We start from the raw sequence: 21,070 nt of genomic DNA, 5'->3' as shown, positions 1-21,070 counted from the left end.
ATTTAATAAAGCGTACATTCGCAATCAGCCTTATCCACCGCTTAATACTTCACAAAAAGCGGGTAAATTCTTATTCTACATTTAAAAACCAAAGTCACTGTCATCTCTTACAAACTCATCAGCTCTTGATTTTTTCTTTGTTTTTTTCTTGTCTGACTTTTTACTTGTATTTTTTTTCTTACTGCTTCCGTCCAAACCCGAACGATTTACTTTCGACTTATCCGATTTTTTGCTGCTGTCAGGCTTCGGTGCCGCAGGTGCAGGCGGTTCAGTAGGTGCAGGAGTAGGTGTCGGTGCACCGAGACTTACCACAATACTTACTTTTTTAGGAACTTTTTCCTTTTTAGGGATATTTTTGTCTTTGCTGTTACTGTTATATTTTTTCCCTGACTTTGGTTCCTGGCTTATTATGTCGCCTTTGGCAACACTTTCGCTTATAGCCTGACTTTTTGTCGTAAGTTTTATCTTGCACTTATACTTTTTATTCAGCTTATCTATAACCGATTTTGCCTCATCAAGATTTTTATCCTTTAAGTTTGGCAGCTTGAACATATACTTGTCTTTTTTGCCCCATGATATATAAAATTTAAGTTTGTCTATATCTTTTGATGAAACATCGCCGCTCTTGCTCTGTTTGAAGCACTTGTCTTTTGAAGCCGAATTGTAGTCATATTTAAAACTTATGTCTGATGTGACACCTGCATTTTTAAGGTTTGTCTCTATCTCACTTTTTGACATTTTAGTCATTTTTTCTATGGTGACTTTCCCGGCACTTCTGACGGTCACTTTTACGACTTTATCATCCGGAATATCTGCTCCCTGTCTCGGCTCAGTGTCCTCCACTTTCTCGCTCTTACAGGCTTTATCATATATATATGTAACTTTTGCCTTGCAGCCTGCATCATCCAGATTTTTCTTATATTCTTCCCAGGTGGTGTTTCCTCTCTGATATGCTGCCATCTTTTCAACATTTGAACCGGAATTGTCACCTCTGTTTTTATTTATGACTCCGTTTGCAACACTTACACCTGCAAATACCGCACCTGCACAAACAGCCATGCTGCCTGCAAGTATTGCTGCCCTCTGCCATGCCGCCATCGCCATAAACTTCTGCTTCAGACGGTTTCCGACCGTGTCCTGGTCGTCCTTTACTTTTGGCAAAATCCATTCCGGCTCATATACCGGAACGAAATTTTTGCCATCGAGTGCCTCCATGAAATCTTCCGCACATTGAAGCCTGAACTGTGGCTGTATATTAAGGCAGGTCATTATGGCAAATTCTGCCTGCTCCGGAATATTTATTCCGACCTCCGACAATGTAAGCAGCTTATCCTCCTGTGTCCTGTCATTTGCAGGCTGGGGTTTTGCACCCGTCAACATTCTGTAGAAAAGTGCCGCTACCGCATACAGATCCGTATATGGTCCCTGCACCGCTTTTCTTCCATACTGCTCGATAGGTGCATAACCCTCTTTGAGCACGATCGCCGTATTTTCATTTTCAACACGCTCGGCATATTTTGCCGCTCCGAAGTCTATAAGTTTGATAACACCTTCGTTTGTAACAATAATGTTGTCAGGTGCTATGTCCCTGTGTATTACACCACGCTTATGTATTTCTTTAAGAGTGTAGAGTATCGTAAGCACAACTCGTCTTGCCCAGTCATACTCCACTCTGTTGCCCTTAAGTTTAAGGATATGTTTTACATCCATTCCTTCAAGGAACTCCATCACGATGTAACCGGTGTTGTTTTCCTCAAAGAAGCTGTAAACCTGAACAACACCTTTTACATCCTGCAGGTTTGCTATACTTCTCGCTTCTTCGAGGAAGTGACGCAGACCTATCTTAAAACGCTCATGCCTTACGCTCTCTGATATTACCGATACAGTGCCCGTAGTTCTCTCTCTGCCGGAAAGCTGCTTAGGAAAATACTCCTTTATGGCGACTTTGCATTGCAAGAGGTTGTTCCAGCCTATATAGGTATTTCCAAATCCGCCTGAACCAAGCAGTTTTCCTACGATAAACTTTCCCTGCAATACCGTACCCGGCTTGAGACACATATCAGCATTGTATTCTATATTTAATTTTTCTTTACAATACGGACAGATATCCTTTGCATTGTCAGCTATCTGCCGCATACAGCTATAACAAAATCGCATATATGTTTCCTCCTGAAAGATTTATTTTTAAGGTTAATTAAAATCATTATATTTTGGTTGTGTAGGTTTCTTTTTGCTACCACCACTCGAATTACTACTAGACTTTTTAGATGTGCCGCCACTGCTATTGCCACTTGGTTTTGTAACTGTTTCAGGTCTCTTTGTCACTACCGGCTTTGGTGTAGGTTTTGGCTCAGCAGAAATCTTAAGTCTGTCACCCTGCTTAAACTCAGTAACATTTGACTTTCCGTTTACCCATACTTTTTTGACAATATAATTGTCAGGATATTTTGTTCCAAGTGATGCACCGGCATTTGAAGCATATCTTTTCAGTCTTGCAACGGTAAGTGAATTGTTTATCGATACATGGCTTCTGACCGTGGCAAAAAGCTTTCCGTCACCGTTTTCAGAATCATCATTTCTTCCGTCATAGCCCTTTTTATTTTTAAGACTTTTAGAGAGAACTTTTACAATAGTTCCCCTGCCATATCTGAAACTTACATACTCACTTGAATATTTGTCCGATGACAGTGTACGAAGTCTTGCCCTGTTGCCTGTTTTATGGTCTTTAGGATTTTTGCTGTAGACAAACTTAACTGACGATATACTCTTTCCTTCAAATGTACCGTATCTCTTGCAATTTGCTTTCGACATTGTGTAATATGCACCGGTATGGTATATAAACTGAATCTTCTTCTTGGAAGTATCCATTCCGTTTATCTTTGCAGTCTGTCTCTTTATCTCGCTGTCAGCTTTCGCCGTATCAGAAGCATATTTCTTTCTTATCGCATCAAGGTCTATCGTATTTTTGTCATATATTATCTTTGACAAAGTTCCGTAAGCCTGCGTATCATCACCCTTTTTCAGGCTGACTCCGTCAGGTATATAACTCTGCATATATACATCTTTAGATGCCTTTATGCGCTTTTTGACAGATGCACTTTGAGCCCATCTTGTATTGGTGCAGTTTTTAAGCCATTTTTCTGAAAATGTTACATTCTTCGTACTTGCAACTATGACATTTGCATATACCATCCTGTTTTTCTTTATGTCCGAGTTCACTTCATCCAGAGTTCTTCCGTCCTTAAGCACATCATTTGTCATATCATTGTATTCAAGCACCGTCCCCTCAGCATTGTTTGGGTCATATCTGTACTCAACAGTCCTGTTTTCTTTTTTAAGACCAAAATCAGTCCACTCTTTATCAAAATCAGAAAGCGTCATATCACCGCTTTTTACTTCGCTGACAATCTTAAATTTTTCCTGTGTCGCACCCTGGTTGCTGCTTCCTCCGTCATGCAGTCCTTTTATCACAACTGCGCCTCCGGCTATAACAGCTACACCTACAACTGCGACAAGACCTTTCACCCATATAGGCATTTTTCCCGTATCACGCTTTGCACGCTTTACTTTGCGTCTTTTTGTATCAGAGGAATTAAGCTCTTTGTAAAACTCCTGTGCAGTCTTTGTCCTGTCATCCTGATACACATTTAAGGCATTCATAAGTGCGTTTTCCATCGACTGGCTTATACCTGTGTTTAATTTTGACGGCTCTGTTATCTCATCAGATAATGCTCTGTCTACAGACTCAGGCGGCACTTTTCCCGTTATCATCCTATACATGACTGCCGCAAGAGCATAGACATCCGTCCACGGACCTCTTTTTCCCTGGCTTCTGTACTGTTCTTCCGGTGCATAGCCCTGTTTTAATATGATGGCAAGACTTTTTGAATTTGCTGTTGTTACATATCTTGTTGCACCAAAGTCCAACAGTTTTACTTCACCCTGCTCTGTTATAAAGATAGTTTCCGGTGCTATATCACAATGGATAATGTCAAGCGGATGCACTTTTATAAGTCCGATAAGTATCTGTGATATAAACTGTTTTGCCTCCTCAGGTTTATATACCTTTCCCGTATCAAGAACTTCTTTTAATGTTGTTCCCACAAGGTACTCAGATATAACATACCCTGTATCATTTTCAGCTATACAGTCATAAACTTTTGCAACTCCCTGCGTATCGGCAAGCTGCTGTATCTTGTTTCCCTCATTTAAAAATGTTTCAAGACCATGTGAAAACTGCTCGTACGCATCTCCTGAATATATGGTGACTTCACTCTCTCCGTCAGAACGGGTTGAAAAGTCACTAGGAAGATACTCGCTTATTATGACTTTATGCTGTGCCTCGGCATCAAAGCCGAGGTATTTTACCGTATATCCGCCGTACTCCAACGCTTTACCTACGATGAACTTTCCTCCGATAATAGTACCCGGGTCCAGATAATATGATTTTTCCCTGACATTCGACTGGTCATATCCGCAAGCCGGACATATTTTGTCGTTGTCAGAAACCTGGTTCATACAACCCATACAAATTTTCATAGCGTTCCCTCATTTCCGTATATTTTTACACAAACTTGTCGGTGTTTAACAGGTCATACAGGCAGATATCACTCTGCATATAAACATACATTACTTTCTGCTTTTGACCTTTACTTTATTTCTGCTTAACTATATTAGTTTTAGATTTGTTATTATGTTTCCATGCCTTATAAGTATCAGCATTTGTGTTTAATAAAAATTTCATTTCAAAGTTGGTTATTTTAACCGTATATCCTTTTATAATCACACTGTTTTTCTTTTTCTTAATAGGCAGTTTAACCAGTTTATAGCATCTTGAATTCCAATGATTGTTACCTTTTGCCATAATATATACATGGCTTAGATTACTCATAACAAAGCGGTTAATTTTTACTTCCAACTGCTGTTTTTTCTTTGAATATGTCGCCGTATATTTAATCTGTGGAATCTTAGATTTCACCGTAATCTTAATCTTATTTTTTCCAATGACATATGTGACAACAGCCTTGCCTGAAAAATATTTCTTCACACTTATCTTTCCGCTCTTTGCATTTACAGAAAGGTTTTTCTTGTATTTTGACGGCACTGTGATTTTTTTAACATTAGGACTTGTTCCAAATATTCCCTTTGAAGTAACAGAACTTCCCCATGCAACCGTAATTACAGACTTATAAACTATCACCGTAAATTCACATTTAACAGTCTCATATCCATCCGCTGATATTTCACAATAGTAGGTGTATTTTCCTATTTTTGCATTTTTAGGTGTCTTGTAGCTGCTCTTTTCAGACAATGATTTGTCACTGTCTTTTTTGTACCATTTATAAGTACACTGAGTATCTGTCTTTACAGTTACTTTTAAATTTAATGCCATACCGCTTTTTACATATTTGTCAGAGTTGTCATAATTTACTGAAAGTTTCTTATCAGGAGTTTTTGATGGCTCTACTGTAGGTGTCACCATTGGATTCTGACTTGGCTCTACAGTTGGTGTTCCTGTCGGATTCTGACTTGGCTCTACAGTTGGTGTTCCTGTCGGATTCTGACTTGGCTCTGCAGTTGGTGTTCCTGTCGGGCTCTGACTTGGTGTTGCTGTCGGGGTTTCCGTTGGTGTCGCTGTCGGCGTTGCCGTCGGGGTCGCTGTCGGCGTTGCCGTTGGCGTCGCTGTTGGTGTTGCCGTTGGGGTCGCTGTTGGCGTTGCCGTTGGGGTCGCTGTTGGCGTCGCTGTCGGCGTCGCTGTCGGGGTCGCTGTCGGCGTTGCTGTCGGCGTTTCCATTGGAGTAACTTTTGCTATCTCGATAATTTCTGTGTGCAGATAAGCAACCTTTCCGTCTGATAACTTAAATTTTGCATAAATTACTATCTGTTTTCCTGCATAATCTGATAATGTTATTTTTTGATTGCTATATTCAATCCAATGTGCAGCAGTACTACCATCTAAACTTTTCAACTCATTTAAATCTTTTACTTTATAAGCATCATCATTCATTTCATCTATGTAGTAATGGAACTCGTTTGTCGTACTACTATCATCACTACCTGTAATAGTAAATGCAGCTTTAGATACTGCCACTGTTTCTTTTTCTGCCGTATCTGTATATTCACTATATTTTTCGTTCCAATCCTTTGCGTCATCACTATTAGTTTTTCCACTGACATTTATCGCACATTTTGTTGCTGCTATAATTCCTTCTAGATTTGTCACTTCTGCCTGTGCTTTTACTGTCCCAAAGTTTATCCCGGTAAATAAAGAAAAAATCATTGCTATTGCAACCAGCATTGCCATATTTTTTTTATTCATGTCTTTTACCTCCTATCGTGTATCTTTCTTAAGATTTCTAAGTACAATTACACTTATCACTCCGCATACTGCCATCATTAAAAATAATATCAGCCATGTATTAGTCAGATGTGATGCTCCTCTATTGTATAAATCATTATGTTCATGTGGCATTCCTGTCACTTTCATATTCAGTTTATTTAAGTTTGTGATATTTCCAAGACACTCCATAGACCATCTGCTGACAGTAATGTAAGATATTTTGTCTGCCGCACCTTTTAACTCAAATAATACGCCTGAGAATAAAAGCTGTATTATAAGTACAAACGGTGCAAGTGCCATAGCCCTGTCACTGTTTCTTACACATGATGACACTATAAGTCCCAATGCTGCAGACGCATATATCGTAAGGAATATCGTGAGCCATATCTCAAGCTGCGGAGTTGGAAGTACCTGTTCCTTTTTAGGTGCGTGTTTCATAAGCACCAGAAACAGTCCCGTCAATATGGTAGTCTGCATAAAGCATACAACCGCCTGCACTATATATTTTGACAATATATATGTCCATAGTCGCAGATTTCCCATGTATTCACGCTTCAGTATAGGTCTTTCCTTACATACTTCCTGTATCGTGTTGAACAAGCCTATCCATATTCCGGAGCAGGCAAGTGCAAACATTATCGACTGTGTCGAGTCATATATCTTAAAAACATCTTTTTTTGCCACTACTTTTAACAAAAGAGCGATTATGAACGGCTGCAATAAAAGCAATAAAAGTCTTTGTCTGTCATTAAAAACAAGTTCAAAATATCTCTTTGTGAGAACTCCAAGCTGCTTTAACGGTGATGTTTTCTTTCCTGAGTCTTTTATCATGTCTGATATTTTTTCATTCTCATTTACTTCAGGTATCTCCGTGTTCTTGTCAAGATGCTGCTCTTTATAAAGCATAAGATATTTCATATTCCACATATCAACATTCGAAGCAAGCTCGCTATACACATCCACAAGACTGTCTTTTCCAAAATATTCATACATTTTGTCCGGTTTGCCACAGTAACAGATTTTTCCTCCCGGTCCCATAAAGATAACTTTGTCACAAAGGTTTATGTTCTGCACTGTATGTGTTACCATGATTATTGTCTTATTCTCTGTTTTTGACAGTTTTGCAAGCGTGTTCATAAGACTTTTCTCTGTATCAGGGTCAAGACCTGATGTAGGTTCATCAAGGAAGAACAGTCCGGGGTCTGCGAGAAGCTCAACTGCTATACTCGCTCTCTTTTTCTGGCCTCCACTGAGTTTTCTTATATATTCATTTGCTCTTTCCTCAAGTCCCACCATCTGTAAGACTTTTTGTATTCTCTCGTCTCTCTCTCCCTTTGTCGTATCTGGCGGCATCTTTAACTGTGCCGTATATTCCAACATTCTTCTCAATTTGAGATTTTCATATATTATGTCCTGCTGCGGCACAAAACCTATAATATTTTTAAGTGACTGAAAATTCTTTCTGAGGTCTATTCCATTGCAATAAACTTTTCCGGAAATGTCATAGTCAAATCCACTCATCGCATTCATAACCGTGGTCTTGCCTGCTCCCGAACCACCTATAATGGCTACGAACTCATTGTTTCCTATGTCACAGAAAACATGATTTAATATTTTTCTTCTGTCATCAGCCTTGCCGACAATCTTGTTTACATTGTGCAGCTCCAATGATGCTCCGCCTGCCGCCTGCTGGTATATGACACTGTTTTCCGAGAGGAACATAGTTATGCCGGCAATCTGTATTATGTCGCCGTCATGTACTTCCATGCTGCCTGCCCTTTGCACGATTTCGCCGTTTACATAAATACTGTTCACACTGTTGTTGTCATATATCACATAGCCGTTTGCACTATTTACAAGAAGTGCGTGTTTCCTTGACACACCTGGATTTTCAAGCACTATGTCATTGCGGCTGTCACGCCCTATCGTTGTCTGAGGTTTTGTAAGTTTTTTTGTGCTCCAGACTGAATTTCTTGAAATACTTGAAAATACAAGTATTACATTTTTGCCGCTGTAACTGCTGCTCCCTGCTATCCTGATAAACATATCACCCGGCTGTTTTACATAATATTTTTTGGCAAACATCGGATGGTAATTTCTGTCACGATACAGATACATTTTTCCACTGTCATCCATATCCCCGACATAGACCATATCATTTACAAGTTTTATTTTTCCCTGTATTTCTGAAATCACCGGGTCATTTATAACTATGTCACACTGCATCGAACTTCCAAAAAACAGTCTGTCTTTTTTCATCCCGGCAAGGTCATACTCTGTTATCTGTCCGTTACTCAAAACGATAAGTTTATTAGAAGAACCGTAATACTTTGTGTTATCCACATAAACCGTTGATTGTAATCTGTCACTGTTCTGCATAAGCCTTTTGTCCTTTTCAAATATTACTTTTCATTTATCTTCCCATCATTTGTATTTAACATAATGCAAGGTGTCTGAATTTCTTTTATCATTTTCTCAAGACTTCTCTGTCCTGAGATAGCTGTTGCCGCCTCAAGTCCGTTTGAACTTAAAACTAGCGGATAGTTCTGTATCTCACCATCTTCAAAATCATCCTGTGCTACCATGTAGTACAATAATCTTTCAGATGCAAGCTTTTTGTCTTTGTCATCATTGTCAAAGATTGAGAAAGTTCCCGTGTATCTCACAAGCATCTTTCCGTCAATAACAGGTATAAGCAGTCTGTAGCCATCACTTTCTGCCGCCTGTGTCTTATAAAGTTCCTTGCGGTACTCTATTCCTGAAATGATATTTATTCCTTTCAGATAATTCTCACTATTACTTTCAAACTGCTTTTTTCCGTAATTATTTTTATCTTTAAGCCATGAAACTGTATCCTCTGATACATCATCAAACTGCCTTATGCTGCTTTTTATATCCTCATCCGATGAATCCCATGTTCCGTCACTATTTACATCAGTGCTGTTTTGATAAAGTGAGAGTAATGTGCGGTATTTCTTGTCAATATATACCGACTCACTGCCACTTCCTGCATTTTTCAGTATCTCATCAAGTTCCACAGTCTTACAGTTGTCATAATCTCCATCTTTGCCATACCATCTGCTCTCCATAAGAGACTTTTTGTCCCGGCTGGTCTGAATATCCTTTAATGCATACATTAGGACAATATCAAACGAGGTCGGCATCTGCTTCATATCAGGATAATATTTTGAATAAGCTGACATATAGCTGTAATCTCTGAGGTTGAGCATCGCATAGACATTATCCTTAAGTGACACCATTTTCTTTTCATTTGATGTTATATCCGTAATATCATCCGTCTGTATCATGTCAGGATATTTTTCTTTGCCATCTTTTGCAGCCTTAAGTGCAGCATCCATATCTTTGTAACCGCTATTTTTATCACTTATGTTCTTTACTTCCACGGTAATCTTAGGATTTTCAGCTTTCTGCTCTTTTGTAAACTGACCTCCGTCTGAAGTTTTTGTACTCTTTACGGCAGATTTAACTTTCATATTTGCACGGGATACAGTCTTTTCAACCGTATCTTTCATTTTATCGTTATCTACCCATACAACTATGTCAGTTGCCTTTTCTATCTTTGCATTCTCGTTATACAGTTTGTCACTATGCTTTATTTTATTATTGAAAAATAAGCCGCCAACCCCTATTGCCGCAAGTGCCAGCAGTGACATACAAGCAACCATTATCCTCTTTCTTTTCCTTATACGCAGTTTTACTTTTGGATATTCCGCTTTTCTCTTGCCGTTTATCGCATCATCAAACTGCTGTATTCCCTGAAATCTGAGTGCCGGCTGTACCGCCAATGCCTCCATTATCGCCCTGTCAAGATTTGGCTCTATGTGAAAACCAAGTTCTAACGGTGATTTGAGTTCGTCCTTGTATTCCCTCTCGGTAGACTCAATAGGCTTTTGTCCCGTTATCATCTGGTACAGTATCGCACCTATCGAATATATGTCAGTGAAATATCCCTGCCCGGCACTGTCTCTGTACTGTTCCGGTGCGGAATATCCTACCTTTATGACTTTTTCGCCCTCTTTTGCTCCGCTTTCGTCATTTAATATTGCCGCACCAAAATCAAATACTTTTACCGAGTCCTCACCTGCAATAAATATATTGTCCGGGCTTATATCCCTGTGTATAATCCCACTTGCGTGTATCTTTTTTAAGGCTTCAACTACCGGTTCTATTATAGTCATCGCTATATCCGGCGACAGTGCACCCTGTTTTTCAAGATAATCTTTGAGAAGTACACCATCTATATATTCCATGACTATGTATGCCGTATTGTTCTCCTCAAAATAATCAAACACATTTACTATGTCATTTGCTTTTCCAAACTGTGCGATACTCTGAGCCTCCATAAGGAAACGCTTTATCTGATTTTTATACTGCTTCTCCTTCTCACCGGACAAAAGACCTACTTTCATCTCTCCCGGTGACCTGTTTACAAGACCTACCGGAAAAAATTCTTTTATCGCAACGATGACACCAAGTGTCGCATCATAACATTTGTAAGTTATTCCGAAACCACCGACACCTATTGCCGTTCCAACAATAAAATGTCCTTTTAAAACTGTTCCCGGTCTGAGATAGTGCGGCTGCTCCGGAGGTGTTCCCTCCACATAACCGCAATAACGGCACACCTCATACGGTCCTTTGACACTAAAGCAGTTCATACATAATTCATTTGCCATAACCTGTCCTCATTTCTTTTTTACTCTAATCTAAAACGATTAGTATCATCGCCTATGTCAAGGATAGTTCCGACTTCCAGTCTGATAGGCAGATTTTGCGGAATACATTCATCCATCTCATTTATGAAGCATCCGTTTGAAGAATTGTCAACAATATAAAATTCCTCTTTTTGTGCATCCCATGTTATGGTACAGTGAGTACGGCTTATCTTGCGTGCCTCCGGGAATACAACATCATTTACATTGTCTCTGCCAAACTTTAATTCTTCGCCCGGTTTAAAAGGTATCTCAGCTCCGGCATACATTCCCGTAATGCCGACCATAACTCCTCTCGGTCTTCCCTGACCTGAATCATCCGGCTGTGCTTTCTGTAAATTTTCAATATTTTGTGCCGTCCCCGCATCGTGTGTGACTTCACCGCTTTGTACCTGCTGTGCATTTTGAACCTGCTCTGCTGCCGAAGTACCAGCCTGCTCAGGTCTTGCTTCGTCGATAAATTCATATTTTGGTTTTATCTGCTCCTGATGTATCTGCTCAACATCAGGTATCATATTGTCTTTATCCTTGTTCTTTTTCGCCTTTGCAGGTTTGGTTATGATTATAAGTATTCCGCAGATTATCAGTATCACTGCTAATACCATTATCATATTTAGTCCACGCAATCTTACTATATCCTGATACTGTTTTTTATAAATCTGACCTATACCGGTTGCTTTTGTTGTAAAGACTATATTTAATACCGCCGTAACTATCGCCGCAAATCCTGATATTATCTGCCTGCTTCCTGCAACAATGCTTACTATCATAAAAATAACCGAAAGAAGTGCAGGGAGAACTACAAATACAATTATCTCAAGTACCTGACTGCCCGAAATCTTTAGTCCCGACTTTCCCATGACAAATTTTGAAAAGGTATCTTTGACAAAATCTGCCTGACTGTAAGTGTCAGTCGGATAATTCTCCTGAACAGTCTTTATCACAGGCATAAATAAAAATCCTATGTCTGCCAATAGCAGAAAAACAACTGCTATCCTGAAAAACTTAGCCAATTTGTTCATATACAACCTCACATATCTGACTTACCGTCTGTTTTGTGTTAAATAGTCCGTCCAGTTAAACTTCGCACCACACAACGGCATAAATAAAAGTTTTACTTCACCGACCATGATAACATCGTATGCCTGAAGCTTCATAGGACTTAATACTACTTCATTGTTCAGATAGACAAGTTCGCTTGACTCTCCCGGCTGGACAAGATATAAATGCTGTTTTGGTTCATATACAAGTATTGCGTGCCTATTTCTTGAGACACTCTTATCACCCACAAGTGCTATATCCATTGATGTATCCCTGCCGACAAAGTTCTTTCCAACCTTAAGTCTGAAATCCTCGCCCAGATGATTTCCGTCAAGTGCAATGACCCAGCCTGTGCAAGGTGTCGATACTGACCTTTTTACCGGCTCTTTTGCCACGGTTTCCTTAACAGGAGCCGTATTAGCCTTGCTCGTGGTCGGTGATGAAAAAATATCATCATAAAATGCTACCGTATGGTCATCATCATCTTCCATGACACCGCCCGGTGTTATCTTTTGCACATCCTGAACAGAAGGTCTCCTTGGTTCCGTTCTTCCTATAAAACTATCCGGACCACTGCCCAGACTATCCTGATTGCCGCCTAAAGTCTCTGTCGCATCAGCCACATCTTCATGTCCGCCTCTGCCAAAATTATTCATCATATTTTGTTCTGTCTGTATGTTATTTTGAACAAAATCTCCTGCCTGCGGCTGCTGAGGAGGATTGTTGTAAGTCAATGGCTGTGTTGCCCCTATATCATTTTCCTGACTTTCATCAAACACTGAGGTAAGTCCGTCATCGTTTCCTGCTCCCTGTGCACAGTATGGGCAGGTTGGGAATTTCTCCTTATCATAAAAATGTCCGTTACTACATCTGCTTAAGTTCATAATTTATCTCTCCTTTGTTATTTTAGTTTCTATATATTGAAGCAGTGCAACTGATGTGTTGTCCTGGGAATGTGTATTTTCCCTCACTGCTGCCTCAACCAGTATCTCTGCTTTTTTCTGCATTGATACGGCATCATTCTTTAATATCATTTTTATCCTGTCTTTTGAAAGTGTCTTTGTGACACCATCACTGCACAAAAGAACCATGTCCCCCGTCTGCATCTCAAAAGGCTTGTCGATAACATCCATAAGTTTTACATTGCCTATTCCGAGGAAACTTATAAGTGCCTCTTTCTGACGGTGTCTCATTGCTTCTTCTTTTGTCATGCTCCCATTTTCAACCATCTGCATAAGACGGAGATAATAGTTGTGATCTCTTGTGACAAGCTTTATCTCATCTCCTCTTAAAAGATATATCCTGCTGTCACCGACTGATGCCCAGTAAAGCCTGTTTTCCTCAGTTATTACTGCAACCATCGTCGTTCCTGAACCTTTTTCTCCTTCTTCATGGAAATCATGTATAACTTTGTCTATCGCTTTTATCCCGCTCTGAAAAAATAACGGTATATTGACATTAGGGTCTTTTTCTATCTTTTCAAATCCGTCTTTTAACATTGTTATGGCTGTGCGGCTCGCTTTCTCTCCGTCTGCCATTCCACCCATTCCGTCACACACAGCCGCCATCACTCTTGTTTTCCGGTTGGCTGCTATTTTTTTACTCCCCGAAACATATACCGCATCCTGCTGGTATTTTCTGTTTCCGGTTGCCGAGTATTTGCAGGTAATTATCTCCGGCACTGTCCTCACTACAGTATGGGAAACATTTCTCTGAATATTAATTTCAGGTTGTGGTTCTTTTTTCCTTTTTCCAAACAAAACTATCTCACCTCCAAATAAAACTTAATCTGCTCGTCCACCAGCCAGAACACATCTCCGGTATTTAAAATGGCACTCCTGTCTCTTCCGATAAGACCATTTTGGGTATATGTTCCGTTTTTAGACAAATCCAATATCTTAAACTGATTTGATATTGCATCATACATCACTTTACAGTGAATCCTGCTCACATCACCTTCCTCAACACATATATCACAATCATTTATGCTCCTTCCTATGGTGACGCATTTATCAGGCATAAACTTCCATTTTCTTGTTTTTCCATGCATTTTCATAGTGATATGCGGATAAACATCAACAGGAATATCTGCACTGCCTCTGTATGCAGTTTCAAATTCCCTTACAAATTCCTCCATGTTCTGTATTCTTACGGAGTAGTCAAGTTCCAGTGCACAATCTATAACCTCGCTCAATTCTTCCGGCACATTACCATTTACGCTGCTAAGGGACAACTGCTGCTCTCCGGCACATCTGTCCACTGCAGTAAGTGGTCTTTTACCGGATACGATAAAATAATAAGTTGCAGCAAGTGCATATACATCCGTCCACGGTCCCTGCTTTCCTGTTCTGGAATACTGCTCCATCGGTGCAAATCCCGGTTTTATCATAACGGACATATCCGTTGTTTCGTTTAATGCATATTGCCTTGTTGCTCCAAAATCTATCAATTTTATGCTGCCGTCCTCTAAAAGCATTATGTTGTCCGGACTTATATCTCTGTGCAGCAGTCCGAGCCGGTGAATTTTTGACATTGACTTTGCAACACTTATGATTATCACTTCTGCCATATCAAGCGGGATAATGCTGTTTTGTTTTTGCATATACTGAGCAAGTGTGCAGCCCTGTATATATTCCATGACTATATATCCTGTGTTGTTTTCATAGAAAAAGTCCTTTACATCTACAACAACATCATCTTCTCTCAGATTTTTCAGTATCTTTGCTTCATTTACGAAAACAGATAATCCATGTTCATAAAAACTTCTTTTTGTTTCATCGAAAGCCCTAAGTGAAATCCCGTCCTCACTTCTTACTGCCCAGTCATTCGGAAAGTATTCCTTTATTGCGAAATTTTCCTGTGTCCAGATACTCTCCGCCAGATATGTTCTTCCAAATCCACCTATGCCAAGAACTTTTTTAATACTGTATTTCTGATCAAGGATATGACCTTTCCTAAGCGAACTATCTGAATTATCCAACTTGCTCATCGCCTCCGTTCTCTACACTGTGAAACTCAAATTTCTCTCTGCCCGCCGTGATAACATCCCCATCTAAGAGCATCCTTTTTCCGGTTATCTTCACACCGTTTACAAAAGTTGAATTTGTAGTCTCCAAATCTTCTATATAGCAAGCCATTTTAGTAACTTCTATGGCAAAATGCTGTCTTGAAAGCCTGTCATCGTCAAAATATATGTTGCATATGTTCGACCTGCCTACAAAGATACTTCCCTCGACATTCCACTCTACCTCTCTTATCTTTCCTGCCCTGTCAGTAATGATGAGTCTTATCAGCTTTGAATCTGCTTTCATAAGGTCATCGGCAGGCACCTCCACTACATTTGCAGGCTTTTTCTTTACCACTATGATAGTTATCACACCTATGACAATAACTATGAGAACAACCAGTATCCACCAGTAAGCCCTTACCGTCTGCTTGATTCCCTCTGCTGTAAGATTAAGCCCGTCCTTAACTTCAAATTTCACCTTGTCGGTCTTTATAGTATTTTTCTCTACGGAATCATCTTTAATATTCTTACATTCCAATGTATATGAGCCTGTGTAAAATTTGTCTTTAAAGAACAATGTGTATGTATGTTCCTGTTCATTTACGGTTATGTTTGATATTTCCCATACTTTTCCGTCTTTTCCTTTGAACCTTACAAGGTAATTACTCTTATCCTGTGCACCGGTAAGTTTTTTTGTAGTTCCATCTTCAATCTTTACTTTTATTGAATTGTCCCCTGACTGTTCTATACTCTTTACTTTCGGGCGGTCAGTATCTTTCTGGCTGTTTGTATATTCAAACTGTCCCTCTTTGTCTAAAGCTGCTTCTTTTGTCTTTCCGCCGGATTTCATAACAATGTTTAACTTTGACTCTGACAACGATAATGTTTTGTTACTTCCGTCAGCGGCTCTAAAATTTAATACATATGTCTCATCAAACAATATCCTGTTGATTTCTTTAAATCCTTTTTTTACATCCTTTGTGCTGCTGCAGTCCTTATAATAACCTCTGCTATAGTTCTCATTAAGAATATTTTTCTTTGTATTTTTTATCTTGCTAAGATTGGGTTTTGAACTTACATTTTTCAGCAATACCGCATAGACCGGTACTTTAGACTTCTTTACTGCCGGATTTACATTATAATCTTCCTTATCTTTTCCGGCACTGTCATCCTCTCCGTCCGTAATAAGAAACATAACTGTTCGCTCTGATGAATTATCAACTGTCGTAAGTTTTTTTGTTATCGAACGGTACAGCACCGTATAATTTTTATTTCTCTTGATCTTATTTATCTTTTTAATATCTTTGTCACGGCTTTTTTTGTCCGACTTTCCGTCTGCCTTAAAGACTTCAACCTTATTTCCGTGTTTACTGTCAGCACCTACCGTGTAAAGTTCCATCTTGTCAATCTTTCTTATTTTCTTTCTCAGATTTACAAGACTTTTCTTAACTTCATTAAACTGTTTTTCGTCAACTGATTTTGAGTTATCCAAAAATATAACATATCTTACAGGCTTATCTGCCTTTGCAAATTTAGTCACGCTTTTTGTTTCAAACTCAATGTCTTTTCCCTTAAAAGAAGCTGTGTACTCTGCATCTTTTGAAACTTTTTCGCCATTTACATAAGCTGTTATCTCCGGAGGATTTCCTACTGCCTGCTCAATATTTAACTGCTTTCTCTCCGCATATGACACCTTTGTATTTAATGCCATAAACAGTGCTACGATTAGAAACGCATATGTTATCTTTCTTATTCTTTTTCCCATGTTATATCCTCCTGACAATATGGTATAAATTTAAGCTCTGTCTCTCCCACTTTTATCACATCACCCAATTTCAAAGAGTGCGGCTCTGTCACTAAATCCCCGTTCAGATAAACGATATTGGATTTTTCCGCCGTCACATAAAACTCATTTCCCTTAGGGTCATATAAGACCGAGCAATGTTTCTCCCTCGAAATACTCTTGTCATCAGTAAGCACAACATCCATCGCCTGACTTCTGCCTACAAAATTCTTGCCTGCATGAAGCCTGTAGTCATTGCCCTTTTCATCGCCGTTTATACATACGAGCCATCCCGTTACCGGCGGCTTTTTGGTAACTCCAAAAAATCCAAAAGATACTGTTTTATCGCCATCCTCTGACGAACCCTCCTGCATTTCGCCCATATCCGGCTGCATGAGATTTCCTGCACATTCAAAGTTTCCGCCTATTATCTCACCGAGCTGTTCACCAAGAGATATATCTACTTCCGCAATAGATACGGTCTTGTCATCTTCTTCCACATCGTCTAAAGATATACTCAACTGCTCTCCTGCCCTCTTGCAATGAGGACAACTCTTATACATCTTTGGATCATACCAATGTCCGTTACTACACTTTACTGCCATACATCTACTCCTACTTATCTTTGTTTATCTGATAAAAACAGCTATCGCCGAATAATTATCCATATTCGTTCCTCTGCCGTTTTCTAGTACTATCTTTCTCATTTCTTCAAGCCATTCTGCGGGTGTTGCTGATTTTTTCAACAGTTTGCACATTGTCTTTTCATCTATCAGCTCCCAAAAACCGTCACTGCACATAAGAAAAGTTGTCTTTTTTCCTATCTTTATCTTTTTGCTGACGCTATATTTAGGGCTGTCCCACGGTGTTCCCACAACTCTCAAAAGCCTGCTCCTGTCAGGATGGTGTCTTATCTCACTTTCCTTTATATCTCCCCTTGCTGCTAATAACTGAGGAATACTGTGGTCAAGGGTTCTGTCCTTAACTTTTCCGCTCTCAAAGTGATATACCCTTGAATCCCCGACATGATAATATGATGCATCCTCCTGCTCTATATAAAGGCAGGTTAGCGTAGTCTTCATTGATGATTGAGCATTTTCCCTTTCCTGTTTTTTCAATAGATTTTCCTGTGTACTCACAATGGCGTGCTCAACATTAACACCCTTGTTACACACCGACTCTATCATTTCTTCAACGACAAATCTTGAAGCCACCTCACCTTTTCCGTGTCCTCCAAGTCCATCGCACAGTACACACAATACTCCTGTATTATCTTTCCCTACTCCAAGATAATCTTCATTGTTTGTGCGTTCACCTTTGTCTGTTATTGCTGCATAAGTTATTTCATATTTTTTTTCAGCCATAATCCTGTCACCTCTTTTTTGTTATTATGTCGTATATAAAATATTTTTTTTAATTTTGTAATTTTTAGCAATATTTTTGTAACTAATGTAAAATAAAAAGCAACACCAGTATCCTGCTTTCGCAGCATTACACTGCTGACATTTTGCCCTTATAAAATTGCTTTGCAATTCTCATTGGCATCACACTACATTATGAGCATTTTCCTATACATAGAAAACAAAACAAGGCAAGGCAAGTTATCAACATAAAGTTATAGCTTCACTTGCCTTGTTTTTAACTGTATTATTATAAATGAAAATATTACTGCTCTGCCATTATGTATTTCTCCTTTGCACCTTGTCAAGTCTTATCTTAAATTTATTTTTATAATTTTTATTTATTTTTTATACAAATATTATCATGTCACAGCTCCCAATTCCAGCTTTCTGCGGCAATCGGTCACAACTGGTAGTTTTTTGGTTACGAACTGCACTAAAATTATCTCTTTACATTCTTAAAATTCTATAATATACTCTACTAGTATTTACCTGATACATACAAAAACGCCTTATAAATATACACAGATACGATTATTTTATAATATGATTTCTTTTCAAAGGAGAAATATGTCATGGAAGACATTAAGAATTTTTCAATCTTTATATTTGAAGATGATAAGATACAAGCCACGGCTTTAAAAAACTATATCAATGAATATTCACAGGATATGCACCCTGTTATCGCATCCAGCACAAAAGAAGCAATAAGCATACTTTCTAAAGAGCCTTACTTTCGTGCATATTTTTTAGATATTTCCACAAACCCGGATGCTGAAAATACGGATGGTCTTAAGATTGCTGAATATATCAGGCACAAGACAAAGAACAATGCTCCTATAATCTTTACTACCGCATTTCCAAAACACATATACCACGCAGTCAATGATATACACTGTACGGCATATCTCTTAAAACCATATACAAAAGAACAGCTTTTCAGACAGCTTGACAATATATTAGGTACTGAACGGGATTTTACTATTAAAACCATTGACAATATTCGGATAAAATTAAATTTTGATGATGTATTTTATTTTGAATCACATGGCAGGTATATAATAGCCCACACTTTACATGGTGAATTTATGACAAGACAGTACCGCTTGAAACAGATTCTCGAACTGTTTCCTGCATATTTTGAGCAGTGCCATAAATCATATATTGTAAATACCCGGTATATCGAACTTATCGACCCATATGCCCACCTGATCTCATTGAAAAAAACAAAGGACAAAGTTCCATGTAACAGAAATTATAGATACATAAAATAAGGAGAACACAGATGAATATTTTACATAATCTTATAATTATACTTACTTTAACGATACAAAATCTTACATACATAGGTTTTATGATATATCTTTCTGAACATTCCTTAAAGAAACTTACATCTCCCAAATTTTTAGTTTCTTTCTGTATATATAGTGTTGTGTTAAATTATCTGCAGAAACATGATAATAATCAGCTTATGTTCGCCTTTTTACTTATGTTTGCCTTTTACAGCCTTATGATTTTTATAAACACAAGATGTACTATAAGCCAGGCGATAAATATATCTATTGCCGGATATTTTATAGTTTCCTGCTGTCAGGCTGTTGTCATGCTTGCTTTAGCTCTCTTAAATTTGAATTTTGATGAAAATAATGCAGCCGACCCTATTTCGGCAGCACTCTTAATTTTATCACTTTTTGTTTTAATCATTTTAAATAAACTATTTCCTATAACAAAGTTTACCGACAGATTTAAGAATTTTTCTTATTTTTCTTCCCTTTTCTTTTTGGGAAGCTTCATTTTGGTTGCAATATTTACATCCATAAAAAGCAGCTTATCACTCGGAACTCTTATTTCCACTACTGCTAATATCCTTTTTGCCGCAGTTATCACCATACTTATAATACTTCAGAGTTTCGATGATATGAAAAGAAAACAATCCTTAAAAGATTACAGTACATATATGCCTATTGTCGATGAAATGATTGAGAATATACAAAAAAGACAGCATTTATACAATAACCAGCTCCTCTCATTATCACAGCTTACCGACTCCTATGATAATTATGAAGACTTGTGCAAGGCAATAAAAGATATAACACAAATGGATGACAGACACAGATATTCTTATGATTTTCTCCACCTTAATAACAAACTTCTTGCAGGACTTTTATTCAGCAAGGTAAATGCCGCTCTAAAAAAAGATATACAGATAATAGTGACTATTTTTAATTATGATTACACAAGCAGCTGCTCAGATATGGAGATAATCGACCTTGCAGGTGTACTTATAGATAATGCGATAGAAGCCTGCCGCCCTGACGACACCATTTTTATAAGCATCGGTCAGCGTACAGACAATATACAAAGCGACAGTTTCCGTATCAAAGTTGAAAATCCGGGACCTGCCGCCACAAGTGAATTTATACACGATATCTTTACTAAAAAATATACTTCCAAGACAGAAAAAGACGGACACGGACTGGGTCTTTCCATTGTTAAGGGTATCGTCAAAAAATACGACGGACAAATTTCCGTGGAAAATACCACCCATACTGAAACTTCCGACATACGATACCTCAGTATAGAAGTTGAAATATAACTAACTGCCATCTACCGTTCCCTAAACATCTGCACGAGCAGGATTATAAAGGATACCCCCCAAAGAACAACAGCAGGCAGAAGATTGAAATTCATTTTCCATATGCACCTCATAACTTTCCTGCTTTGCAATCCTCTTTCTCCATGCATATTTTCTTTTCTTGTTTTTTC

The 21,070-nt window shown here is 38.6% G+C and carries 14 protein-coding genes; 2 read left to right on the top strand and 12 right to left on the bottom strand.

Annotated features, from left to right (window positions below):
• Positions 1-81: 81 nt before the first annotated feature.
• From DWZ63_RS09205 to DWZ63_RS09150, 12 genes are all read right to left on the bottom strand, one after another.
• On the bottom strand, positions 82-2,157 hold the full coding sequence (locus DWZ63_RS09205; RefSeq protein ID WP_118499613.1) for a serine/threonine-protein kinase: 2,076 nt from the start codon (positions 2,155-2,157) through the stop codon (positions 82-84).
• A gap of 33 nt (positions 2,158-2,190) precedes the next feature.
• Positions 2,191-4,539 (bottom strand): serine/threonine-protein kinase, encoded by a 2,349-nt coding sequence (locus DWZ63_RS09200; protein ID WP_118499611.1) that lies wholly within the window; start codon positions 4,537-4,539, stop codon positions 2,191-2,193.
• A 115-nt stretch (positions 4,540-4,654) separates the two neighbouring features.
• On the bottom strand, positions 4,655-6,319 hold the full coding sequence (locus DWZ63_RS09195; RefSeq protein ID WP_118499609.1) for a PT domain-containing protein: 1,665 nt from the start codon (positions 6,317-6,319) through the stop codon (positions 4,655-4,657).
• Between the two features lie 12 nt (positions 6,320-6,331).
• On the bottom strand, positions 6,332-8,719 hold the full coding sequence (locus DWZ63_RS09190; protein WP_243020555.1) for an ATP-binding cassette domain-containing protein: 2,388 nt from the start codon (positions 8,717-8,719) through the stop codon (positions 6,332-6,334).
• A gap of 23 nt (positions 8,720-8,742) precedes the next feature.
• Positions 8,743-11,037 (bottom strand): serine/threonine-protein kinase, encoded by a 2,295-nt coding sequence (locus DWZ63_RS09185; protein ID WP_118499608.1) that lies wholly within the window; start codon positions 11,035-11,037, stop codon positions 8,743-8,745.
• 20 nt (positions 11,038-11,057) lie between these two features.
• Entirely contained in the window at positions 11,058-12,095 is a 1,038-nt protein-coding gene (locus DWZ63_RS09180) for an FHA domain-containing protein (protein ID WP_118499606.1), read from the bottom strand.
• 21 nt (positions 12,096-12,116) lie between these two features.
• Positions 12,117-12,998 carry an FHA domain-containing protein gene (locus DWZ63_RS09175; RefSeq protein WP_118499604.1) on the bottom strand — a complete coding sequence of 294 codons (882 nt, stop codon included), beginning with the start codon at positions 12,996-12,998 and terminating at the stop codon, positions 12,117-12,119.
• Positions 12,999-13,001: 3 nt separating this feature from the next.
• Positions 13,002-13,874, bottom strand: a complete 873-nt coding sequence (locus tag DWZ63_RS09170) for a protein phosphatase 2C domain-containing protein (RefSeq protein ID WP_022013770.1) — start codon at positions 13,872-13,874, stop codon at positions 13,002-13,004.
• A 2-nt stretch (positions 13,875-13,876) separates the two neighbouring features.
• Positions 13,877-15,094: an FHA domain-containing serine/threonine-protein kinase gene (locus DWZ63_RS09165; protein WP_182431478.1), complete on the bottom strand. Its 1,218-nt coding sequence runs from the start codon at positions 15,092-15,094 to the stop codon at positions 13,877-13,879.
• Positions 15,087-16,886, bottom strand: a complete 1,800-nt coding sequence (locus DWZ63_RS09160) for an FHA domain-containing protein (RefSeq protein WP_118499600.1) — start codon at positions 16,884-16,886, stop codon at positions 15,087-15,089. The genes DWZ63_RS09165 and DWZ63_RS09160 overlap by 8 nt, the downstream gene beginning before the upstream one ends.
• Complete coding sequence (locus tag DWZ63_RS09155; RefSeq protein WP_118499598.1) at positions 16,871-17,509, bottom strand: FHA domain-containing protein; 639 nt, start codon at positions 17,507-17,509, stop codon at positions 16,871-16,873. The genes DWZ63_RS09160 and DWZ63_RS09155 overlap by 16 nt, the downstream gene beginning before the upstream one ends.
• A gap of 24 nt (positions 17,510-17,533) precedes the next feature.
• Positions 17,534-18,268: a protein phosphatase 2C domain-containing protein gene (locus DWZ63_RS09150; protein WP_055944455.1), complete on the bottom strand. Its 735-nt coding sequence runs from the start codon at positions 18,266-18,268 to the stop codon at positions 17,534-17,536.
• A gap of 611 nt (positions 18,269-18,879) precedes the next feature.
• Between DWZ63_RS09150 and DWZ63_RS09145 the strand changes: the two genes are divergently transcribed.
• Positions 18,880-19,578 carry a LytTR family DNA-binding domain-containing protein gene (locus DWZ63_RS09145; RefSeq protein ID WP_118499596.1) on the top strand — a complete coding sequence of 233 codons (699 nt, stop codon included), beginning with the start codon at positions 18,880-18,882 and terminating at the stop codon, positions 19,576-19,578.
• A gap of 11 nt (positions 19,579-19,589) precedes the next feature.
• Positions 19,590-20,900: an ATP-binding protein gene (locus tag DWZ63_RS09140; RefSeq protein ID WP_118499594.1), complete on the top strand. Its 1,311-nt coding sequence runs from the start codon at positions 19,590-19,592 to the stop codon at positions 20,898-20,900.
• The last annotated feature ends 170 nt before the right edge of the window (positions 20,901-21,070 follow it).

Source organism: Clostridium sp. AF34-13, from assembly GCF_003477845.1.
GTDB classification, from domain to species: Bacteria; Bacillota; Clostridia; order Lachnospirales; family Lachnospiraceae; genus Butyribacter; species Butyribacter intestini.
This window is presented reverse-complemented; position numbering and strand designations above follow the sequence as displayed.

What these genes read in the sequence shown, in the direction of transcription:
- DWZ63_RS09155 (WP_118499598.1), bottom strand. Translation starts at nt 17,509, where the DNA reads ATGGCAGTAAAGTGTAGTAACGGACATTGGTATGATCCAAAGATGTAT.
- DWZ63_RS09145 (WP_118499596.1), top strand. Translation starts at nt 18,880, where the DNA reads ATGGAAGACATTAAGAATTTTTCAATCTTTATATTTGAAGATGATAAG.
- DWZ63_RS09175 (WP_118499604.1), bottom strand. Translation starts at nt 12,998, where the DNA reads ATGAACTTAAGCAGATGTAGTAACGGACATTTTTATGATAAGGAGAAA.
- DWZ63_RS09205 (WP_118499613.1), bottom strand. Translation starts at nt 2,157, where the DNA reads ATGCGATTTTGTTATAGCTGTATGCGGCAGATAGCTGACAATGCAAAG.
- DWZ63_RS09150 (WP_055944455.1), bottom strand. Translation starts at nt 18,268, where the DNA reads ATGGCTGAAAAAAAATATGAAATAACTTATGCAGCAATAACAGACAAA.
- DWZ63_RS09140 (WP_118499594.1), top strand. Translation starts at nt 19,590, where the DNA reads ATGAATATTTTACATAATCTTATAATTATACTTACTTTAACGATACAA.
- DWZ63_RS09185 (WP_118499608.1), bottom strand. Translation starts at nt 11,037, where the DNA reads ATGGCAAATGAATTATGTATGAACTGCTTTAGTGTCAAAGGACCGTAT.
- DWZ63_RS09200 (WP_118499611.1), bottom strand. Translation starts at nt 4,539, where the DNA reads ATGAAAATTTGTATGGGTTGTATGAACCAGGTTTCTGACAACGACAAA.
- DWZ63_RS09190 (WP_243020555.1), bottom strand. Translation starts at nt 8,719, where the DNA reads ATGCAGAACAGTGACAGATTACAATCAACGGTTTATGTGGATAACACA.
- DWZ63_RS09160 (WP_118499600.1), bottom strand. Translation starts at nt 16,886, where the DNA reads ATGGGAAAAAGAATAAGAAAGATAACATATGCGTTTCTAATCGTAGCA.
- DWZ63_RS09180 (WP_118499606.1), bottom strand. Translation starts at nt 12,095, where the DNA reads ATGAACAAATTGGCTAAGTTTTTCAGGATAGCAGTTGTTTTTCTGCTA.
- DWZ63_RS09195 (WP_118499609.1), bottom strand. Translation starts at nt 6,319, where the DNA reads ATGAATAAAAAAAATATGGCAATGCTGGTTGCAATAGCAATGATTTTT.